The sequence below is a fragment of the Nitrospinota bacterium genome (genome assembly GCA_029881495.1).
GTDB lineage: Bacteria > Nitrospinota_A > UBA7883 > JACRGQ01 > JACRGQ01 > JAOUMJ01.
Genome location: JAOUMJ010000019.1, coordinates 1 through 20,332, shown reverse-complemented (window position 1 = coordinate 20,332; position 20,332 = coordinate 1). Strand labels below are relative to the sequence as shown.

General features: G+C 49.3%; 17 protein-coding genes. 9 read left to right on the top strand and 8 right to left on the bottom strand.

Annotated elements, in window-relative coordinates; genetic code table 11:
• Positions 1 to 648: 648 nt before the first annotated feature.
• From OEY64_09105 to lpxA, 6 genes are all read left to right on the top strand, one after another.
• On the top strand, positions 649 to 3,441 hold the full coding sequence (locus tag OEY64_09105; protein ID MDH5543106.1) for a hypothetical protein: 2,793 nt from the start codon (positions 649 to 651) through the stop codon (positions 3,439 to 3,441).
• Positions 3,442 to 3,813: 372 nt separating this feature from the next.
• A complete protein-coding gene (locus tag OEY64_09100) occupies positions 3,814 to 4,314 on the top strand; it encodes a transposase (GenBank protein MDH5543105.1) in 501 nt (166 codons plus the stop codon).
• A gap of 129 nt (positions 4,315 to 4,443) precedes the next feature.
• The gene (locus OEY64_09095) at positions 4,444 to 4,665 is read left to right on the top strand and encodes a hypothetical protein (GenBank protein ID MDH5543104.1); all 222 of its coding nucleotides are present in this window, start codon (positions 4,444 to 4,446) and stop codon (positions 4,663 to 4,665) included.
• Between the two features lie 50 nt (positions 4,666 to 4,715).
• Positions 4,716 to 5,747, top strand: coding sequence for a UDP-3-O-(3-hydroxymyristoyl)glucosamine N-acyltransferase (gene lpxD, locus OEY64_09090; GenBank protein MDH5543103.1), 1,032 nt, complete (start codon positions 4,716 to 4,718; stop codon positions 5,745 to 5,747).
• 3 nt (positions 5,748 to 5,750) lie between these two features.
• Positions 5,751 to 6,191, top strand: a complete 441-nt coding sequence (gene fabZ / locus OEY64_09085; protein ID MDH5543102.1) for a 3-hydroxyacyl-ACP dehydratase FabZ — start codon at positions 5,751 to 5,753, stop codon at positions 6,189 to 6,191.
• The gene (gene lpxA / locus OEY64_09080) at positions 6,192 to 6,962 is read left to right on the top strand and encodes an acyl-ACP--UDP-N-acetylglucosamine O-acyltransferase (GenBank protein ID MDH5543101.1); all 771 of its coding nucleotides are present in this window, start codon (positions 6,192 to 6,194) and stop codon (positions 6,960 to 6,962) included. It abuts the gene before it with no gap.
• 223 nt (positions 6,963 to 7,185) lie between these two features.
• Here lpxA and OEY64_09075 read toward each other — a convergent pair whose 3' ends face one another.
• The 8 genes from OEY64_09075 to OEY64_09040 form a co-directional block, all read right to left on the bottom strand.
• Positions 7,186 to 7,881 carry a class I SAM-dependent methyltransferase gene (locus OEY64_09075; GenBank protein ID MDH5543100.1) on the bottom strand — a complete coding sequence of 232 codons (696 nt, stop codon included), beginning with the start codon at positions 7,879 to 7,881 and terminating at the stop codon, positions 7,186 to 7,188.
• A gap of 2 nt (positions 7,882 to 7,883) precedes the next feature.
• A complete protein-coding gene (locus tag OEY64_09070; protein ID MDH5543099.1) occupies positions 7,884 to 10,184 on the bottom strand; it encodes a TonB-dependent receptor in 2,301 nt (766 codons plus the stop codon).
• Positions 10,185 to 10,295: 111 nt separating this feature from the next.
• Positions 10,296 to 12,593: a TonB-dependent receptor gene (locus OEY64_09065; GenBank protein ID MDH5543098.1), complete on the bottom strand. Its 2,298-nt coding sequence runs from the start codon at positions 12,591 to 12,593 to the stop codon at positions 10,296 to 10,298.
• Between the two features lie 73 nt (positions 12,594 to 12,666).
• Entirely contained in the window at positions 12,667 to 13,257 is a 591-nt protein-coding gene (locus OEY64_09060) for an energy transducer TonB (GenBank protein ID MDH5543097.1), read from the bottom strand.
• 15 nt (positions 13,258 to 13,272) lie between these two features.
• Positions 13,273 to 13,728, bottom strand: a complete 456-nt coding sequence (locus OEY64_09055) for a biopolymer transporter ExbD (GenBank protein MDH5543096.1) — start codon at positions 13,726 to 13,728, stop codon at positions 13,273 to 13,275.
• A 4-nt stretch (positions 13,729 to 13,732) separates the two neighbouring features.
• Positions 13,733 to 14,365: a MotA/TolQ/ExbB proton channel family protein gene (locus OEY64_09050; protein ID MDH5543095.1), complete on the bottom strand. Its 633-nt coding sequence runs from the start codon at positions 14,363 to 14,365 to the stop codon at positions 13,733 to 13,735.
• 73 nt (positions 14,366 to 14,438) lie between these two features.
• Entirely contained in the window at positions 14,439 to 14,753 is a 315-nt protein-coding gene (locus tag OEY64_09045; GenBank protein ID MDH5543094.1) for a transcriptional regulator, read from the bottom strand.
• The gene (locus tag OEY64_09040) at positions 14,750 to 16,051 is read right to left on the bottom strand and encodes a hypothetical protein (protein ID MDH5543093.1); all 1,302 of its coding nucleotides are present in this window, start codon (positions 16,049 to 16,051) and stop codon (positions 14,750 to 14,752) included. Before OEY64_09040 ends, OEY64_09045 begins: the two co-directional genes overlap by 4 nt.
• A 667-nt stretch (positions 16,052 to 16,718) precedes the next feature.
• Here OEY64_09040 and OEY64_09035 point away from each other — a divergent pair.
• The 3 genes from OEY64_09035 to OEY64_09025 form a co-directional block, all read left to right on the top strand.
• Positions 16,719 to 17,129, top strand: a complete 411-nt coding sequence (locus tag OEY64_09035; GenBank protein MDH5543092.1) for a cytochrome c maturation protein CcmE — start codon at positions 16,719 to 16,721, stop codon at positions 17,127 to 17,129.
• 24 nt (positions 17,130 to 17,153) lie between these two features.
• Positions 17,154 to 19,127, top strand: coding sequence for a heme lyase CcmF/NrfE family subunit (locus OEY64_09030; GenBank protein ID MDH5543091.1), 1,974 nt, complete (start codon positions 17,154 to 17,156; stop codon positions 19,125 to 19,127).
• 233 nt (positions 19,128 to 19,360) lie between these two features.
• Positions 19,361 to 20,332: hypothetical protein (locus OEY64_09025; GenBank protein ID MDH5543090.1), on the top strand; the 972-nt coding region annotated here is incomplete at its 3' end.

Below are 20,332 nucleotides of genomic sequence, written 5' to 3'. Positions count from 1 at the left end.
AACCGCCGGTTCATGGAAACAGGGAGGGATTTACAGCCGCTATACCAAGTAAAGTCTTATTAATTATTTAACTCAATCTGTTCTCGCAATTCCTGTTTGGGATCGGTTCCTATACAATTTTACAGGAATGGTATTTTCAAAATGGTGTTTAATAGTGTTCGGTAAAGGTACAGTAATAACATTAAAAGCCATATTTATTAACAGGTTATCGTCAGGCAGAAGATGGATGATAATTTGCGGTGGATGTGCAGAATTTAATACATCCAGTATCTGCATTTTTTAGGGTGCGAACCTTTCCGGATAAGAATTTTTTGTGATAGCATATTAAATAACAGGGCAGGAGGCTTCTATTTTCAGCCCTTTTAAGTGTGTTTAATTGTAGAAGGATATTTGATTATTAATTTTCTGGAGCACAGTACTATTTTGGTACGTTCCTTGCCACACTACCTGATCGTGAAGCAGTGGCCACCTTTTGGCAGTTGTGAAAGTTGGAAATTTAAAATGGAAGGGGTGATATAGGTTTTCTTTAATATGGTTCTGTAGCCATTTACATAATTCATATCGCAGTACCATGGATGGTCACAGTCAGTTTTAATTGTTATCGAGGCAGTTAACTTAATTTATTAACTTTATATTGGGGTACGAATAATGTTCAAAAAACTTATGAATCTCCTCGTCGCAGGCGCATTTCTGGCATCGTTACCGATGCTGTCGGCGTGTAACCTGACGCCCGAGGAACAGGCAGCCTTGATCGAGCGCTTAAACGCTGTTGAAGGCATAGAAGGTTCAGCCAATGAAGGCGCGACCGACGAGGAGGCCGCGGCGGCTACCGCTACCGAATACCTCCGGATCACGGAGCATGTATCGGTTATCGATCCTCCAGATGAACTGGGCAAACCGGGCCTTGGCGGCTTTGGCGGCGTTCTTGAGGCCGCAACGGCACTTGGAGCGGATACTGAATACGCAGTAGCCAAGGCTAACCAGCAGGTCTACGTTTCGGACAGCTCGGATAAGGCTTTCGAAGTAGCAAACATGCTTCTTTGCTTCATGGCTCAGCTTAGATATCAGGAGATGACAAACAAGGGCGCTTACATCGCAAGCGTTGATAATGCCGCTTGCGAAAGCAAGGATAACAAGGATCAGGGCCAGGGCGGTGGCGGCGATCAGCAACAGCAGGGTAGCCAGGGTGGTACAGAGTATGAGCGCTGGGTTGTCGTTTCCTACAGAAAGGATAATACCTCTCCGCAGAACGTAAGGTTCTGGATTGAGGATGACGGTAAAGGCGGCGGCGGTGGAAACATTGAAGCAAGGCTCGTTATCGATGAAAGTTACGAAAAGGGAAAAAATCCTTTCGGTATTTTCAACCTGAACTTCATTCAAAAAGATGATTCCGGCAATGTAGGAATGTCCGGTTACCTCAGGGCTATAAGGAACGCAAACGGCACGCTTGAACTCCAGTATGTGATGCAGGGTGAAGGCGGCGGTGATCAGACCGACAGTCAGGGTAACGTCTGCGGAAGCGGATATATGGATCAGGCAGGTACATTGCTTCGAAATGTAGACACCTCCAAGAATCTCACAGGCAACGGACAGGGCAAGGCGAGAATGGAAATGACATTTACGATCCCTTCAACTGCTTCAACCGAGTGTCTGCAGCGGATGGGACGTGACGGAACTCCTGCGACCGCGGGCTCTTCGATGTCTGAAGGGGGTGCCCTTGACCTTGCCTTCAATACCACCCATTTCAAGAGGAAGATGTCCAGCCTTACTGGCGCTTCAGCAGGCGAAGTCTGTCTTGAAAGAGGCACGGCCAACATGACAGAGTCGGCATGGCGCTATGCCCTCTTCCACACCGAGGCTCCGCCGACAGGCAAGACCGCAGGCGCGGCAGTCCAGGTCAGGAGCGGGTTCCCGATCGTTTGGCAGGATTCAGCCGGTAACGATGTCCACGGACATGTTGGCTACTGGGGCATGTGGGATCCGAATCAGGGTACCGATGAAGCCCTCCAGCATGGCGATAAGGTCAATAAGGAAGTATTCGGCGATTCCACAGCCGCTACCACCGATTTCACCGTATTCCAGGGCGGCGGTAAGCTGATGAAACACACCAAGAAATCCTACACACTTGATGGATTGAAAGATGTAAAGCTCAACTGGAGCCAGTGCAATGACATGGGTTGCAATAACTATGTTGTCAAATGGACCGGCACTAAGTTGGTAAAGGTTGCAACCATCGACTATAACAATAACGGTCAGCCTACTCCTATAGATCCTCCGGTAGAAGTCGTATTCGGCCTAAACGACTGGGAGTTCAATTTCTGGGCTGAATCGTTGAACGGCAACGGCCGCATACCGCTTAAAAAGGACGATGGTGCGGGTGGTATGACAAACATTACCCTCGCAGGTACCACGGTGGTAACTTTCGACGTTGCTGTCATGGTAGAGCCGGGGCAGACCGTTCCGGCAACGCTTGCATGTTTCACCGATTGTCCAGACCCTGCAAAGATAGCGGCTGCGGGTGACAATCAGGCGAAATCGTTCACCGCTTCTACCTGGAACGATGCCGACAACTTTGAAAAGAGGCTTAATGGTACCTGGAACGCTGATTGGACAGTCTTTACCCCAGGCGCTACATTGGCTGATCTAAAAGGGGCTGCTACCGCGGGCAATATTGGTAACGCTACAGGTCTTTACATAGCATACAAGTGGGATGGAACAAACTACATGTTGCAGACCAATGATGCTGGTACGGGAGCCGCAACGCTTAAAGACATTACCATTCCAACCGGTGGCGACTGGAACTCCTTCTGGTCCGGCCCGATGTTTGATCCTATCGACGCAAACCTGAATCAGCTCGCGTGTGATTGGGAAGCAACACAGGTCTGCACCCACAAGGTATGGGAGCTTTCCGAGTACTACACTTGGGAAACCGGTGCCGACAACTGGTCGAAATTCTCCGGCCTCAAAAAAGCGGATGGAACATTCGCTAAATTTGAGCCTCCTATCAAGGTGGAATACACCCATGTGGCGTCTACAGGCGAGCAGAAGTATGTGCTTGAGTACTCCGGTTTCGGCGAGCTTCACGGCATACCTGGCATCTGTGTAGATATGGATAAGGGTGGCGAGGTAGATTGCTGGTCGGCGAACGGTGACGGCGGCGACATCAGGTGGGTACCGGCGTTCACGATACCTGACGGAGCTGTAGTTAAAAACGCGGCAACAGCCGCTCAGTATTACGCTCTTGCTCTTGAAAAAGAGAAGAGGCTTTCCGCGGCGGCGTCAACTACCGATTGTAGCGGCATTACTATAGCTACTACTCTCGGTGTTCCGACCCTCGACGCCTTTGTCGATCCGACCGTTGGACCGATGCCGGATATCACCGGTCTTGTGCCGGAAGTTATCGGTGGCGTATTGGCCAGCGAACTTGGAACAACTCCGTAACATGAGTTAAGGCTTCTGCCTTAAAGATTGTTCAGGGCCGCCCCCTTCCAAGGGGGCGGCCTTTTTTTATTCTTTTTTTTGGTAGAGCAGACTTCAGTCTGCGTTTGTTCGATAGCGTAGACTTCAGTCTGCGTTTGTTCGGTAGCGCAGACTTCAGTCTGCGTTTGTCCGGTAGCGCAGACTTCAGTCTGCGTTTGTCCGGTAGCGTAGACTTTAGTCTGCGTTTGTTCGGTAGCGTAGACTTCAGTCTGCGTTTGTTCGGTAGCGCAGACTTCAGTCTGCGATTGCCCCGAAGGGGCAACATTCTTCCATCTCGGGATCCGCTTTAGATAAAACTTTATCGTTTCAATAATGTATGTTATTTATAACCTTGTGAAGCCGTTAAAAGAGATAAAAAATGACGAATTACATATTGCCAGACGAAATCTCCCTCACTGGCAGATTGGTGAATCGCTATATTTTATTACCTTTCGCGCAAAGGAGGGTATTCAACTTGATGGATCGGCAAGAGACGCAGTTATCGGGGTGATCTTGGAATATCATAAAAAGTATTACGACTTGTCGAGCGCGGTTGTGATGCATGATCATGCTCATATTATTATTAAGCCGCTTAAAAAATATAATGATGTTTATTATTCACTTTCAGAAATATTGAAAATGATAAAAGGAAAATCCGCAAGGAAAATCAATTCATCGCTACGCTTGAAACGCTCAATATGGCAAGCGGAATCGTTTGACAGGATCATCAGGGACGAAAAAGAGTTGGCGGAAAAATGTTTATATATCAGGAACAACCCTGTTAAGGGAGGCTTGGCGGAAAAGCCCGATGATTATCCCTGGTTATTGGAGATACAGGAAGTTGTGGAAAAGTAAACCTGAGTATTCTAGCTCTTGTTTGTATTTTCAGGATGGTTGCCCCTGCGGGGCAAACGCAGACTAAAGTCTACGCTACCGGGCGAACGCAGACTAAAGTCTGCGCTACCGGGAAAGGGGGAGCGAGACTTGAGTCTTGCAGTTGTTGTTTGTATTTTCAGGATGGTTGCCCCTGCGGGGCAAACGCAGACAAAAGTCTACGCTACCGGGCGAACGCAGACTAAAGTCTGCGCTACCGGGCGAACGCAGACTAAAGTCTACGCTACCGGGCGAACGCAGACTAAAGTCTACGCTACCGGGCGAACGCAGACTAAAGTCTATGCTACCGGGAAGAGGGAGAGCGAAATATGAGACTTTAATTTCGGTTTTGTCCAAAGGTTAAATCGGAGTAAAGTATCGTGATGAAGCTTTCTGAAATAGCAAAGGCCGTCGGGGGCTCGATAACTGGCGACGGAAATATCGATATCTCCCGTTGCGCATCCGCCGAAAAAGCGGGAACCGGTGATATCACCTTCGTGGAAAACCGGAAATTTCTATCATCGCTGGAGCGGAAGAGCGGGGAAAAGCCCTCTGCCGTTATCGTCGGCGAGGGGATGGGTGAGTCCGTCGCAGATATCGCTTCAATCGAAACTAAACAGCCGATGCTCGCTTTCGTTGCTGTTATGAAGATCCTTCATTCAGAAAAATTCGGATACAGCGGCGTTCACCCAACAGCCTTCGTGGACAAGACGGCAACGCTTGGTGACGGAGTCGCCGTTGGCCCGCTGGCGTTCGTCGGAGCAGGCGCGGTGATCGGGAAAAATTCCGTGATACATCCGAACGCGACCGTCGGTGCTGGTTGCCGGATAGGTGACGACTGCGTGATCCATTCCGGCGCGCAGGTTATCCACGCGACGGTGATGGGGGATAGGTGCATCGTCGGCGCGGGGACGGTTATCGGGTCGGACGGATTCAAATATACGGCGGGGGAGAGTAGCGAGCCTGTAAAGGTTCCGCATATAGGGATAGTGCGGATAGGTGACGACGTTGAGTTCGGCGCGAACTGCGCCATCGACCGCGCGTTCCTCGATGAGACGGTGATAGAGAGCGGCGTAAAGCTCGACAATCTTGTTCATGTCGCGCACAACGTATCAATCGGCGAGCGGTCGCTTATAGCGGGGCAGAACGGTATAGCCGGTTCGACAAGAATAGGGCGCGGGACGATGACCGGCGGGCAGGTAGGATTCGCCGATCATATTACGATAGGGGACGGCTTCATATTCGCGGCGCAGTCGGGCGTGATAGGCGATATGGACAAGCCGGGGATATATGCGGGACTGCCGGCGATCCCGATCATGCAGTGGAGAAGGAGCGCGGCGAGTATGCTGAAACTGCCGGAGCTTATCAGAAAAGTGAGGAAACTTGAAAAAGCAGATGACAATGAAGGAGATTGATCGATGGTTATGAATATCGAAGAGATAATGGCGGCGCTTCCGCACCGTTATCCGTTCCTGCTGGTCGACAGGGTTCTGGAGATAAAAAAGGGGGAGTACATCAAGGCCATCAAGATGGTGAGCATGAACGAGCCGCATTTCCCCGGGCACTTCCCTGGCAATCCGATAATGCCGGGGGTAATGATACTTGAAGCTATGGCGCAGGCGGCGACATGCCTCGCGGTGAAGAGCGAGGAAGGTGCTGGGGGAAAGATACTTCCGCTCTTTGCCGGCGTGGAGAAGGCGCGATTCAAGGCTCCGGTAAGGCCGGGGGACGTTCTTGTGCTGGAGGTCACGGTGAGCAGAAGGCGCGGCTACCTCTGGTGGCTTGAGTGTGTCGGAACGGTCGACGGAAAGGTGGTCTGCAAGGCCGACATCCAGGCGGCGCTTCAGACCATAGAATAGATGGCGATACATCCGACAGCGATAATAGATCCGAAGGCAAAAATAGATTCGTCCGCAGAGATAGGGGCATACGCCATCATCGGCGGAAACGTGGAGATAGCGGCGGGATGCAAGATCGCTCCGCACGCTTCGATCGACCATTGCCGTCTTGGCGAAAGGACGCGCGTAGGGACGCATACTGTTCTAGGGGGGGATCCGCAGATGCTCAACTGGAAAGAGGTCCCCTCGCTTGTGGTGATAGGGAAGGACGTCTGGATACATGAGCTGGTGACCATCCACCGCGGGATGTACGAGAACGGCGTTACTTCGATAGGCGACCGCTGCATGATAATGAGCAACAGCCATATAGCGCACGACTGCGATTTCCATAACGACGTAATTTACACTACGCTTTCGGGGGTAGCTGGTCACGTTACGATTGAGGAGTTCGCCATCATCAGTGCGGAGGTCGGCATACATCAGCATGTAAGGATAGGGGCGTACGCGATGGTCGGCGGGATGTCGAGGATAGTTCAGGACGTGGTCCCGTTCATGATGGTGGAAGGCTCTCCGGCGAAGATACGCACGACAAACGCGATAGGCCTTAAGAGAAAAGGTTTTTCAAAGGAGGCGCGCGACAATATCCGGCGCGCTTTCAAAGTACTTTTCCAGTCGGGACTCTCTACATCTTCCGCGGTCGAAGAGCTGAAAAAGCTAGATGACAGCAACGGTGTGATAAAGAGGATCATAGATTTCATAGGCAACTCGAAGCGGGGCATCACCGGGGGTTGATGTTTCCTCTTCTTCTTGTAGCACGGCAATCTCTAATCCAGTAGCACAGACTTGGGCCTCTCCGGTTATGGTAGCGTAGACTTCAGTCTGCGGTTGCCCCAAAGGGGCAAGCATTCCCTTCTGGCAAATCGATGAAGAGTGGGAATCGCGTCCTAACGGACGCGCGCAGACTAAAGTCTACGCCACCAAAGCCAGACGACCACAATATCCAATCAGACCTTCGTTATTTTTTTTTGGCGAACCACCCCTTGAAGTGGAAGGCGCTGAAAAATTCGATTATGTCCGTAAACCCGGCCTCTGCGAGAAGTTCCCTGTGTGTGCCGTCCGATACCGGGAAGATATGCTCTTCCCTTTTATTCTTGTGTTCTTCCAGATCGTCGTGCTCAATGCCTTTTGCAAGCATGTACCTGTGCCACACCTTCTGGATGAACTTGTACTCCGCGTCGTTGTTGTTGCCGTAGAGGCTCACCATTACGAACGGCCCCCCCGATTTCAGTCTTGCTGATATCTCCCAGAGGCTCTCAAGTTTTTCTTCATATGTTCTGATGAAGTGGGAGACGAGTATGGATGTTGCCGCGTCGAAGGGGTCCCCGGCAGGAAGATCCTCCAGGTAGCAGTGATGAAGTTCGGCGGAGATGTTGTTTGAGCGTAGGCTTTCTCTAGCGGTCTCGATCATGTCCAATGAAGGATCGATGCCGGTTATTTCCCACTTCGGGTTGAACCTTTTGAAATGGAGTATCTCCTTTCCCCCTCCGGCTCCGACGACGAGTATCCGCCCTACTTCGGAGAGCGTTTCGTGGAAGTATGCCGCGATAATTTCGTAAAGATCGTTGCGCCCGGGAAGGGAACGCTGCATCTGCGATTCGTATTTGTTCGCGATGTCCGAGCCGAAAAGATCCTTGCGCTCCTTCTCTTTCACGTTCAGAACTCCGCTTTCAGTCCGAACCCCGGCATGAATGGCAGCTGAGGTATTGGCGTTTTTTCGGTGTAGTCCGGGTTGTACTGATAGCCGGCGATATTTTCCTTATTATACGCGTTGATGAATTCGAAGAAGAGGCCGAGCTTCCAGGTGTCGTAAATCCAGTCGCGGTCGAACCTTAGATCGAGACGGTGATAATCGGGAAGCCTCTCGGAATTAACCTCGCCGTAAATGGGGCGCATGCGTGTGTCGTCAGGGGTGGTGCAGGTTAGGCCGTCAGCCGCGGTGCATGTTCCGATAACTGGCGTGAAAGGCTGGCCCGACTGGTACGCCCATCGCGCGCCGAACTCCCACCCGTTACGGAAGTTATACGAGTAGACAAAATTGAGCATGACCGGCTGGTCGTAATCGAAGTTAATTTTCGTTCCGGTGTAGTCGTTCGTCCGGTCGGAGCGAAGGTATGACAAAGCTATCCACCCCTCCCAGTTCTCCGTTTCGTTTTTCTTGATAAGCATCTCTATCCCTTTTGATGTTCCCGAGCCGCCGTTGATAACATTTTTATTTGTCAGCGGATTTGGGTCGGTGTCGGGTACTATGACTTCGGAGAATGTTTTGTAATAGATTTCGGATTTCACGGACCACCCGTTCTCCATCTTTTGTTCGATGCCGAGTACCGTGTGTTCCCCTTTCAGCGAATTGATGTCCGGATTGCCTAGCCCATCGATCATATTGTTGCCGCCCGGCATCTGGTGGTACTTCCCCCACCCGGCTGTCAGGAGCGTTGAATCTGTAAGGTCGTATTCAATGCCGAGTTTCGGCTCTGCAAATGAATCTTCAAGATATGTATTATGCGTGTTTCTGATTCCAGGAATAAGGATCATCTTGTCGGTGATCTTCCATCTGTCCTTCAAAGCCAGAGCATAATATTTAGAGTATATAACTCCACTGAATTCCCTTTTGTCGATCGTATGCGGATCAAAGTTGGGGTCAAACTGGTTCTGGCTTTTGAATTTGGCGGCAAAAGCGAGATCCACCACGTCATATGCCAACTCCAGGTCAGCCATTGCCGAATGTCTTTCATTCGGCGTCCAGACCAGGCGTTCCTTCGCCAGGTAGTAGTCTTCAGTGAAGGTGGCATTTCCGATCTTTGCGACATTTTGGGTCGAGCCGATGCGTATATGCGAGATTGCGCTCTTGTTGACAAAAGTTGGCGAGAGCCTAGAAGTGATGACAACCCCTTGGCTATGGTAGCCGTTGGTCATGGAAAATTCGCCTACCATCTCGGGCTGCATTTGGGCCATATCCGACCCGGGCTTCAGTTGTATGGCGAGTTTATCGTTCGACCCGTTCACTTGAAAAGATAGATCGGTATCGTTGGAGATTTTCCAGAGATATTTCCCCTGGTAGTCCCAATACTGCGGAAAGGTGGTGATCTCGGCATCTTCGTTGCCAAGCATTGATTTCGGAATTACCAAGTCCATGTAGCTTCTCCGTGCGCTAAGCAGGAACGACTGGTTTTCCTTTACCGGTCCTTCGACGACGACGTCCGATTCAAAAAGGCTCATCTGAAGTTTTGTGCCGAACCTATCCTTGCGCGGTTCGCGGAGTTTGACGTCTATTACAGCGCCAAGGCCGTCGCCATACTCCGGGCCAAATGCCGATGCGAAAAGATTGAAGTCATCAACAAGATCGGCATTGAATACGCTAACGAGACCGCCCATATGGAAGAGGTAGCTGACCGGAAGAAAATCGACATAATAAAGATTGTCCTGCGGTGATGAACCCCTGATTGCGGGGCTACCGCTGGCATCGTTGCCTGAGCTGATCCCGGGGAGCGCCTGGATCGCTTTCAAAGGGTCACCCGATGTTCCAGGAACTCTTTCAAGCGTCCTCCCCGTGATAACGGTTTTTGAAATACGCTCCTTGTTCCTCTCGCCACGTACAATGTACTCCTGCATGGTGAATTTTTCAGGAAGGAGATATATGTTCAGTGCTCCCGGCATTACGGTTCCAGCTTCGATTTTAACTTTTACCGCGTCAGGTTTTTTATAACCTATCCCGACAGCGAAGACGGAATATTCACCTTTACCCGGTAGAGGGAGTGTGAAATTCCCCTTTTCATCCGTGGTGGTAGAGATGTCGTCATCGCTTTCAATATAAACGGAGATTCCAGGGATAGCGCGCTTCTCCCCTTTTTGCCAGACAGTACCGGAGATTGAATGCGATTCTTCACCGCCAGCTTGGTGCGGAACCAAGAAGGAAAAGATAATAAGAAGTAAATATGCCCCATCAAATTTACGCATTTCAAATCTCCTTGAACCCCATTGTGAGCGTTTGAACCGTTCCGGACTGTCGTTTAATCGAATTAATTAAACTACAGCCGGAACGATTTTGCCAGCGTGGAAAAGTTACACTTAAAACTCCGCTTTTATGCCGAAGGACATCGGCATCACAACCGGCGGAACGGCCGTCCTTTCGGAGTAGTCGGGGTTATATGTATATCCGGCGACGTTCTCCCTGAAGTAGACGTTCGTAAGGTCAAAATATATCCCATATTTCCATGTGTCATAGAGCCAGTCCCTGTCTATTCTCACGTCGAGCTGATGAAAGTCGGGCGTACGCTCTGAGTTCAGTTCACCGTAGATAGGGCGGTACCTTTCGTTCGGCGTACCGGCATCTACGAGAGTAGCTCCAGTGACCGGCGTGTATGGCGAACCTGTCTGATACCGCCAGCTTGTGCCGACCGTCCAGGCGTTTGAAAGTTTGCGGGAGTAGACAAGGTTCGCGATAACAGGCTGGTCCGCCTTGAAATCGAGTTCTTCACCGCTGTAGTCGTTCTTCCTTTTAGATTCCGAATAGGAAAGCGATACCCAGCCGAACCATTTCCCGTCATCTCTTTTTCGCGCGAGCATTTCCACTCCGGTCGCTGTTCCCGACCCTCCATGAATATAGTTCTTATTTTTTGCTGGATCTGGTTCCGGATCGGGGATAACCAGGTCGCTTAATGATTTATAGTAGACCTCCGCTTTTAGAGACCAGTCGTTTCCAATCTCTTTTTCGATACCCGCGACTGTGTGCTCGGCATGCATGTAATCAAGCTCGGGATTTCCCCATACGTCAATTATCTGCGGTCCCTCCGGCTCTTGGTGATACTTGCCCCATCCGGCTGTAAGGAGTGTTGATTCGTTAAGGTCATATTCGAAGGCGAGTCTCGGCTCGGCAGTGGTACTTTCGAAATATTCGCTGTATGTTTGCCTGCCGCCCAAAATCAGCGTGGCGTTATCGGTGACTTTCCAGCGATCCTTGATGTAAAAGGTTTCGCCCCAGGAACTGAATTTGTCTATATATGTCTTGCGGGTCGCGCCAGTCAGATCAAAGTTGGGATCCCAATCGGTTGGAAATGAGAATTGCATGTCGAGATTAAGGTCGGTTTCTCCTTTTCCGTATTCGATACCTGTAAGGATGTCGTGTGCTTGGTTTGGCTTCCAGGTCACTTGTTCCTTAAACCAATAATAGTTGCCAGTTCCTTTAACACTGCCGATGTTGTCCGATAATGTCTGAAATATGGACTGGCTGACCCCGAATGTAAGTTTGTTAAATAAAGTAGGCGACAATCTTGTTTCCAGGGTGCCGAACTGTACATGCGCGGTATTTTTGCTTGAAAGAGTTCCTGTAAAGGCAGGCTCGGTCTTCGCGGCGTCGCTCCCCTCTTTTATGTAGATCCCTATTTCATCCTGCACGCCGATTAAAGAAAAGGTTAATTTGTTTCTTTCGCTCATCCGCCAGACGTATTTTGTCTGATAGTCCCAGAATTGGGGAAAGATGGTGTAGTCGACACTTTCATCAATCGTTCCTGTCTTTGGAAGGACAAGGTCAATGTAGCTTCTGCGTGCTGCAACATAGAATGATTGGTTTTCATTCAGCGGACCTTCCACGAGGAAATCCGATTCGAACATCCCCATCTGGAGCTTGTACCCCATCCTGTCGGTTCGCGGTTCGCGTAGTTTCACATCTATTACGCCCCCTATCCCGTCACCGAATTCCGAACTGTATGCGGCGGCGAAGAGGTTAAAATCCTCCACCAGGTCGGCGTTGAAGATGCTTATCATCCCCCCCATGTGGAAAAGGTAATCAATGCCGAAATTGTCGACATAGTACTGGTTATCCTCCGGCGATGTTCCTCTGATGGCCGGGCCGAATCCACCCGCGCCGGATTCTGCCATTGAAGCTGTAGAGGTGATGCCGGGTAGTTTGGTGATAGCCTTGAGCGGATCGCCGCCTGCGCCGGGAACTATCTCTAGTGTTTTACCTGTAATGATGATCTTGCTTACGCGGTCGCGGTTCCGCTCGGCAGTGACAATTATTTCGTTCATGGTGGCTGTCGCTGGGACGAGAAAGACATTGAGCGTGTATGAATTTGTCTCGTCAATTTTGATCTTAACGGGTGCAGGCTTTTCAAAGCCGACGCCCACGGCGGAGACGTTGTATTCGCCATCCTCAGGAAGGGTCAGGGAAAACTTTCCGTCGCTCCCGGTAGTGGCGGAAATTTCATCATTCTCTTCAACATAAACAGTTATACCGGACAACGGCCGCTTTTCCCCCTTTTGGAAAACTGTGCCGGATATTGTACGAGCCTCACCAGCTAGCGAGAATGTGGCAGTCATGCCGATGGAAAAAATGACGACCAAAATTCCAGTCAATAATCTGTTCATATAAACCTCCCGTAAAATGGAAACTGGGTTTTTGTAAAAAATTTAGACCGGTTCATAATTCCTCCTCGCTCCTTTAGTTCAGTTTGAATGTGAAAGGGATCTGCACCTTTACGGGAACAGGTTTGCCGTCCTGCCTCCCAGTAATAAAGGAGCTGGACATAATCGCCCGTTTTACAGCCTCGGAAAACTCTTCGTTATCGGATTTCAGAACGTTTATCTGCATAATGGCCCCCTGTGCGGATATGTATACTTCCACAAGTACCTGCCCCTGGATACCGGCAACCCGTAGTGATTCAGGATATACAGGCTCCACTCTTCTTGCGAATCCCGGCATTGTCGTAAGCTTATGCAGTGGAACTGCCTTCGGCGGAGGTGGAGGGGTCGGCTCTTTGGGTTCCTCCTTTGGCTCTTCCTTCGGGATATCCTCAGGCTTATCGGCAGGAATCTCTTCAGGCGGAGGTGGAGGAGGCTCCTCCTCTTTTTCCTCTTCGACCGCTTTTTCCTCTTCCTGCGGCAGGCTCATAATGGAGATCGGCACGGGGTCCATCTGGAGTTCAACCGGTTTCGGCTGAAAGGACATCGCCGCCATCAGGGTGAAAAGCATGAAGTTGGCAATAAACGAAAGCCCGTATGATAAAAATTGGTCTTCTCTTTCGTAAATCATATTTTTATTTGAGGCTCAACCTTTGGTCGCCTCTCCCTTTTTAAATTTTCGATTTTTGGCGGTTTTTTCTTTCTGTTTTTCCTTTGTCCCAATCGCCAGATTTTTTGCCCCCCCTTTTCTTGCTTCGTCCAGGAATTTTATAAGGCTGTCCGTTTCAGCCTTTTTATCCACGTCGACAAGCACCATCACACCGGGTTGAACTTCAAGCTCGGACTGGACGATCTTGCTTATCTCTATCAGTTCCACCTTTTTACCGGAGAACCATATGTCGCCGTTCTGGCTGATGAGGAACAGGAGGTTTTCCTTCGGCAGTTTTGTAGCCGTTGCGGATTGCGGTTTTTGCACCTCTATCCCGGTGTCATCCGGAAATATCGTCGCGACCATAAAAAATATGAGGAGAAGGAAAACCATATCTATCAGCGGTGCGAGCTGAACTTCCGGAGTAGGGCGTATTTTTTTAACGTAATACATGTGGCTATCCCCTTTCAGTAACGATGTGGAGAATGGCGGAGCTGTATTCGTCCAGACGCCTGATGAGGTTATCCGCTTTTCCGCTCAGATTATGGTGGAGAAAGTGGAGCGGTATTGACGAGATGAGACCCGCCTCCGTGGTAAGGAGCGCCTGTGAAATTCCGTCGGCCACCATGCGCGGGTCGCCAGTACCGTACTGCGCGATCGCGTCGAAGGCGGTTACCATGCCGACAACGGTGCCGAGCAGGCCGAGCATAGGGAGAAGTGAAGCCGAAACGGAAATTGTATTAAGGTTCTTTTCCATCTTTTCTGTTTCAAACAGGAAGCATGCCTTGATCTTGTCTGAAAGCTCTTCTTTGGAAATGGTTTGGTGCCGGAATGCCTGAAAGGCAATTCTCCTGGCGGGTGTATCAGCTTCCCCTTCCATGATCTTTTCTGAAGCGAGCGCCTCCTTTAGCTGTGCCGCCATGTTGTTATTTTCGAATTTCAGCAAGCGATGATGCCTGCGGTAATGCAGCCATCTTTCGATGCAAAGAGCGGTCGTGTATATTGATACCATGAGAATAACGTACATGACCGGGCCGCCTCGCTGAAAAGCCGAAGCAACTGAATCCACAATAGCAGTAAGTATCTCCATTACACATTTCCTCCTCTAATGCCTGTTATGCAAATAAAAATTCGTTTAAAGGTACCGATATGGATCATTTTCATTAAGACTCCTCTATAGAACCGGCTTTAATAATCTCCTCAAGATGTTCGATATAGGCCTCGAAATCGTCTCTCCCTTTTTTGGTTATCCTGTAAAGCGAGCGGGGCTTTTTATCCTCAAAGATTTTGTTTACGCTGATGTATCCCGCGTTTTCGAGCTTTGAAAGATGAATGCTCAGGTTTCCGTCTGTGGTATTTACTTTTTGTTTCAGGAAGGTGAAATCGGCTTCTTCCAGGTTTATAAGCACAGACATGATGGCAAGCCGTATCCGTGAGTGGATAAGCTCGTTTATTTTCTGGTAATCGAAGTCCGTCATAACGCCTGTTCCGATTTATCAAGTTGCTTGTATAGTATGAATCCCGGTATGAGTTGGAAAACTATCAGTCCCAAGGCAAACAGCAGGCCTAAATAAATCGCCAGCCCGGTATTCCCTAATGCGGTCAGAACGATTGAATAGGCCCACCAGCCGATGCCGGTTCGTTTAAGAAGTGTTGATTCGCAAAGTTCGCCGTTTATGTAGTGCCCGATGCCATATAAAAGGGCGATTATCCCCGCACTAAACGGAAAATCCCCTTTCAGCAGTATCGGAAAAAGGAATAACGCTATGGAAACCGAAAAAAATACTGAAAACCATGTGTATCCGACCAGTTTGTTTGCAAAAGTTCCATCATGTCTAGTTCCCCGCAGGGATCTTGCGCGTCGTATGCTCCAAAGGGTTCCCATCCCGATAAATGTCAGCCATGAGACGGCCAGAGGGGTTATCAAATGGGGGTATGCCTTTTGCATCGATCCTTCAGTTACGGGGTCGAGATCCAGTGAAGCGAAGATGTTGGCTGAAATAGTAAATTCCACTGCAATGGCTACAACGATGAGAATGCTCCAAAAGATGTAATAGGCTCCGAAATTTAGAGTTGCTTTCCTGGTATCGTCCAGCAATTTTTTAATATAGAAAACGTTCTCCAGGGCGCTTGTGGAATTGCTATCCACATCCTGTTCTTTATTCGATCTGTTGTTTTCAGTTTTTGCCGACCATGACTGTAAAAGACCGGGGATGAATTGAAGAAGGAACATGAGAAAAGCAAAGAGGACTGCCATTTGGAACAGCTCACCGTCTTTGATAAGCAACAGTATAGGTATGAACGATACCCACCACGCGATTCCGATAAACTTCAATACCCGGTAACCTGCGAGAACACCTGTGATGTAGTGCCCAATCCCGAGTATCAGGCATATGACCGCGGTTCCATATATGAACTCTCCATTTGTTACGAGAGGCATGATAAAGAGGGAGGTTAGTATGGCGGCGAGACATGATACCCAGATGGATTCAAGCATCCTGTTTACGAAGGTCTTGGACGGCGCGTTTGCCTTCAGCTTTTTTGATTCCCTAATATCCCAGAGTAGCGCGGATCCCATAAAAAATAGCCAGCATGTAATGGAAGCGACAGGGGAATTGATGTTGTGATGGATGAGAGAGAGCTGAACCGTCATGCCGAGGATAACTGCGCCCGCCCAAACCATGTAGAATTTTCCAAAATGGTGTGTAGCTGTTTTGGCGTCACTCATGATCTCTTTTATGTATTTGATATCGTCTAGCGCTTTTTTTGAGTCCATCTGTTTTCCTATGTATGTAAAGTACTTTAATTTCTAAAGTAAATATACTTCAATGAATCCGATGTGGTCAAGAAAAATTTAAAAATATTTTGTCACAATAGAGGCAATGTAACACATTTGGCTTTTCCACAAAATCTGTGGATAACCTGTGGGAAAGGTAGAAAAACCGTTAAATAACCCAAAGAAAATGCCTTTATTTCCATTTTGACTATAAAATAACCAACAAAATGCCTGTATGATATCAATGACTTGCGCCAAATAATTGTTTTTTAATGTGCTTTTATTTGTAAATATTTCAAAAGATAAAAGTTATCAACACAATTTCAATAATTTTGCCTATTGACGGAGTGTTGAGCGGGAAAAGAAAAATATTTCACACAAAAGGATACATCATGTAGAAACAGCAAGTTCCCCACAAATTACCTATTTCTGTTCATTATGTACCTTTTTTAATTAAATAAACGGATTTGGAGATAAATCTTCAGATATTCCAATTGCTGCATAAAAAGCGGGTTTTCTGTAAATTTGTCGCTCCCCCTCGAAATACAAGATATTTCGGTTGTCTCAATAGTAGGGTTGGCGCACAAACCGGGGCATGGTATATTTAGTCGTTATTTTGTTTTAAATTTGAGAGGCATTTTATAGCTCGGGAGTTGTGTTCGGCATCATGAAAAACAGCGGGAAAAAATTCCTGATCGCATCGTTAGTCGTCGTTGGAGCGATAGGCTATCTGGTGTACGCCGGGATAAAAGAGACATCGGTATACTACCTTACCGTTTCGGAGGCTTTGGCATCCTCAGAGATGAAGAGCGGTAACGAGTTCCGAATGGAGGGGCATGTTGAGGCGGGAACCATCAACATCGCCGCCGACAACCTCGGAGCGAAATTCCAGATAAAAGACGATAAAAATTCGATTCCGGTTTCATACCGTGGCACGATACCGGACATGTTTTCGGACGATATTGACGTGGTTGTACAGGGTTATTTTGATGTAAAGGAGGGTGTTTTCAAGGCGCATACGCTTTTGACGAGCTGTCCCTCCAAGTACGAGGCCTCGGAAATGGAGAAGGAATCCTGAGCAACATAAACATGGCGGTGAATAATGGTTGAACTGGGTGAGATAGCCTTGGTCCTGTCCCTTGTTACTTCGGTATATGTTACCGCTGTTTCATGGTACGGCGGGAAGACCGACAACCAGGTGATGATAAAGAGCGCGCAGAACGGCATCATGGCGATGTTCGTTCTCCTCTCGGTAGCCGCCTGGGCGCTTATGCGGGCTATCCTGACGCATGATTATTCGCTGAAATACGTTTACAACTACACAAGTACGGATCTCCACCCCTTCTATCTGTTCTCTGCGTTTTGGGCGGGGCAGAAAGGGTCGCTCCTCCTTTGGGCGTGGATGCTTGCCGGATTCGGTGCAATAGTAATTTTCCAGAACAGGATTCATAACAGAAAACTGCTGCCGTACGTTGTCTCCATTATCTCCGCAACGCTTGTACTTTTTAACATGTTGATGGTGTATGCATCGCCGGTTTTTGAGAAGCTCCAGGGGATTCCGGCCGACGGTTACGGACTCAACCCGATGTTGCAGAATCCCGGAATGGTCTTCCATCCGCCCACCCTTTATATAGGGTTTGTCGCGTTCACCGTCCCGTACGCGTTCGCCATGGCCGCGCTTATTTCCAACCAGCTGGGGGACGTCTGGATAAGATCGACGCGCCGATGGACGGTATTCGCATGGTTCTTCCTTGGCCTTGGAAATCTTTTCGGCGCAAACTGGGCATATGTGGAGCTTGGATGGGGTGGCTACTGGGCATGGGATCCGGTAGAGAACGCCTCCTTCATGCCGTGGCTTGTCGGCACCGCGTTTCTCCATTCGGTGATGATCCAGGAGAAGAGGGATATGCTGAAGGTCTGGAACGTGAGCCTCATCGCGGTAACATTCGCGTTGACGATCTTCGGGACGTTCATCACGAGGTCCGGATTGATTTCTTCAGTGCACTCTTTCGGAGAGACGACGGTCGGCTACTACTTCCTTGCGTTTCTCTTCATCATCATAGCATTCTCGGTGTATCTGATATCCTCGAAGCTGGAGCTTCTCAGGTCGGAGAACCAGCTTGACTCGATGGTTTCACGCGAATCGAGCTTCCTCTTCAACAATCTGATGCTCCTCGGCTCCGGCTTTGCCGTTTTTTGGGGGACCATCTTCCCGATGATCTCGGAAGCCGTTACCGGTACGAAGATCACAGTCGGCCCTCCGTTCTTCAACAAGGTCATGGTTCCAATAGGTTTTGCGCTCTTGGTGCTGACAGGATTGTGCCCGCTGATACCGTGGAGACAGGCTACACTCGCCAGACTGCAGAAGAATTTTCTAATTCCTACGATAGTCTCCATAGTCGCCGGCGGTCTGCTGATCGCGCTAGGGCAGAGGAACATCACCGCATGGCTCTTTTTCACAGCTTCGTTCTTTGTGCTATCGACCATTGTCCTGGAGTTTGCACGGGGTATAAGCGCGAGAGGGGCTATGACGGGCGAAAAAAATATTTTGAAACTTGTCTATAACCTCATTGCCAGGAACAAGAGGCGCTACGGCGGCTATATCATTCACGCAGGTATGGTTTGCCTCTTTTTCGGTTTTGCCGGGTCGGAGTATAACGAGGTAAAGGAGTTTACCGTTAAGGAGGGGGAATCGTACACCATTAGCGATTACACGCTTACCTATTACGGGTATACCCATACTAAGCCGAAGCCTACAAAGGACGAAGTTGCCGCCACAATGTTGATCGAAAAGAACGGCAAAAAACTCGGCTTTATGCGCCCCGAGAAGAATTTTTACAAGAACCAAAACCAGCCGAATTCGGAAGTGGCAATACTTTCATCGCTAAAGGAGGATCTTTACCTGATCTTGGGCGCGATCAATTCTGATGAATCCGCATCTTTCAAGGTACATGTCAATCCGCTTGTCGTTTGGCTCTGGATAGGGGGCTGGATAATGTGTTTTGGGACCATTCTCGTCATGTGGCCCGACGCAAGAGAGACAAAACGCTTCAAGGCTCGATATTCGGAGAGCTGATTTTCTTCCTATTTTTCAAGGTGTAAAGGATATTTACAGAAAATATCATAACATTGACATAAGTCATTCATGTTGCTACTATTTAGGCGGTTCGTATAGTTAATTAGGGGTGGTTATAAATCGTCATTAACTGCAGAACATATGGGGAGGTGGTGGAGTAAACAGCATATTCTGGCTTTTCAAACATATTAGCCAAAAATCAATATAAAAAAATTCGAGGAGATTCGATTATCATGAAAAAAATATTTACCATCGCGCTGGTAGCGGCGGTTGCCTTTGTGGGCACACTGTTTGCACCAAAAAGCGCCGAAGCTGTTCCCTCTTTCGCGCGCCAGGTAGGCGTTGGCTGTCATTCATGCCATTTCCAGACTGTACCCAGGCTGAACGCTTTCGGAAGGTCTTTCAAATTGGGGGGTATGACACAGGCTTCTTCCGCTCTCATAGAGGATGACGGGATTTCGCTCCCTGCGGTTGCGAATCTTTCAGCAATCGTGAAGGCGCGCTTCATACAGGGGAAACCGCATGAAGAACATAAACTCGCGTTAGACGATGCCGCATACTTCGAAGAACGCGGTGTAGTCGAGATGCCGGATGAAGCCGTGCTTTGGCTCGGCGGACGAATAGGGGAGAACTGGGGTTTTGCAACCGAGAACCTCTCTAGCGTCATAAAAGTGGTACATTCAAGGAACCTCGGCGGAATTCAGGCAGGATTTTCACTTGCGGCTACCGACGCGCATGGCTCCGCTACAGGCCTGGAGCTTTACAATACAGGTGCGGTTAAGAACCACAGGATGTTCGAAAACAGCGCCGCTACCCTTGCCTCAGTAAACCTTACGCATTACTCCGCTCCGGCCGTAGGCCTTAGTCAGTCTGGCGGGGCAGTCGGTATGGGATACGGTGAAGCTACAGCGGCAACATTCTTTGCCGGTAACGATCTCTTCTTTGCATCGTTCGCCCTTCATGCACCGGGTGCAAGCTCAAAGGCAGGCGGTTCGCTTGACGTAACCGATCCCGGATTCGGCGGTTTCGCGAACATGGTACGCGCGGCTATTACCCCTAAACTCGGCGAAGGGATGGACCTGATGGTCGGTGTGCAGATGTCGATGGGGACCGCGGAGTTCTCGAACCATGATTACGAGGAAGTAGCTGGTTTGACACCGCAGGAGCAGGCGGCGACACAGCTAACAAAGATCAAGGCAGAAGCT

What these genes read in the sequence shown, in the direction of transcription:
- OEY64_09105 (MDH5543106.1), top strand. Translation starts at nt 649, where the DNA reads ATGTTCAAAAAACTTATGAATCTCCTCGTCGCAGGCGCATTTCTGGCA.
- lpxD (MDH5543103.1), top strand. Translation starts at nt 4,716, where the DNA reads ATGAAGCTTTCTGAAATAGCAAAGGCCGTCGGGGGCTCGATAACTGGC.
- fabZ (MDH5543102.1), top strand. Translation starts at nt 5,751, where the DNA reads ATGGTTATGAATATCGAAGAGATAATGGCGGCGCTTCCGCACCGTTAT.
- lpxA (MDH5543101.1), top strand. Translation starts at nt 6,192, where the DNA reads ATGGCGATACATCCGACAGCGATAATAGATCCGAAGGCAAAAATAGAT.
- OEY64_09070 (MDH5543099.1), bottom strand. Translation starts at nt 10,184, where the DNA reads ATGCGTAAATTTGATGGGGCATATTTACTTCTTATTATCTTTTCCTTC.
- OEY64_09065 (MDH5543098.1), bottom strand. Translation starts at nt 12,593, where the DNA reads ATGAACAGATTATTGACTGGAATTTTGGTCGTCATTTTTTCCATCGGC.
- OEY64_09060 (MDH5543097.1), bottom strand. Translation starts at nt 13,257, where the DNA reads ATGATTTACGAAAGAGAAGACCAATTTTTATCATACGGGCTTTCGTTT.
- OEY64_09055 (MDH5543096.1), bottom strand. Translation starts at nt 13,728, where the DNA reads ATGTATTACGTTAAAAAAATACGCCCTACTCCGGAAGTTCAGCTCGCA.
- OEY64_09050 (MDH5543095.1), bottom strand. Translation starts at nt 14,365, where the DNA reads ATGGAGATACTTACTGCTATTGTGGATTCAGTTGCTTCGGCTTTTCAG.
- OEY64_09045 (MDH5543094.1), bottom strand. Translation starts at nt 14,753, where the DNA reads ATGACGGACTTCGATTACCAGAAAATAAACGAGCTTATCCACTCACGG.
- OEY64_09040 (MDH5543093.1), bottom strand. Translation starts at nt 16,051, where the DNA reads ATGGACTCAAAAAAAGCGCTAGACGATATCAAATACATAAAAGAGATC.
- OEY64_09035 (MDH5543092.1), top strand. Translation starts at nt 16,719, where the DNA reads ATGAAAAACAGCGGGAAAAAATTCCTGATCGCATCGTTAGTCGTCGTT.
- OEY64_09030 (MDH5543091.1), top strand. Translation starts at nt 17,154, where the DNA reads ATGGTTGAACTGGGTGAGATAGCCTTGGTCCTGTCCCTTGTTACTTCG.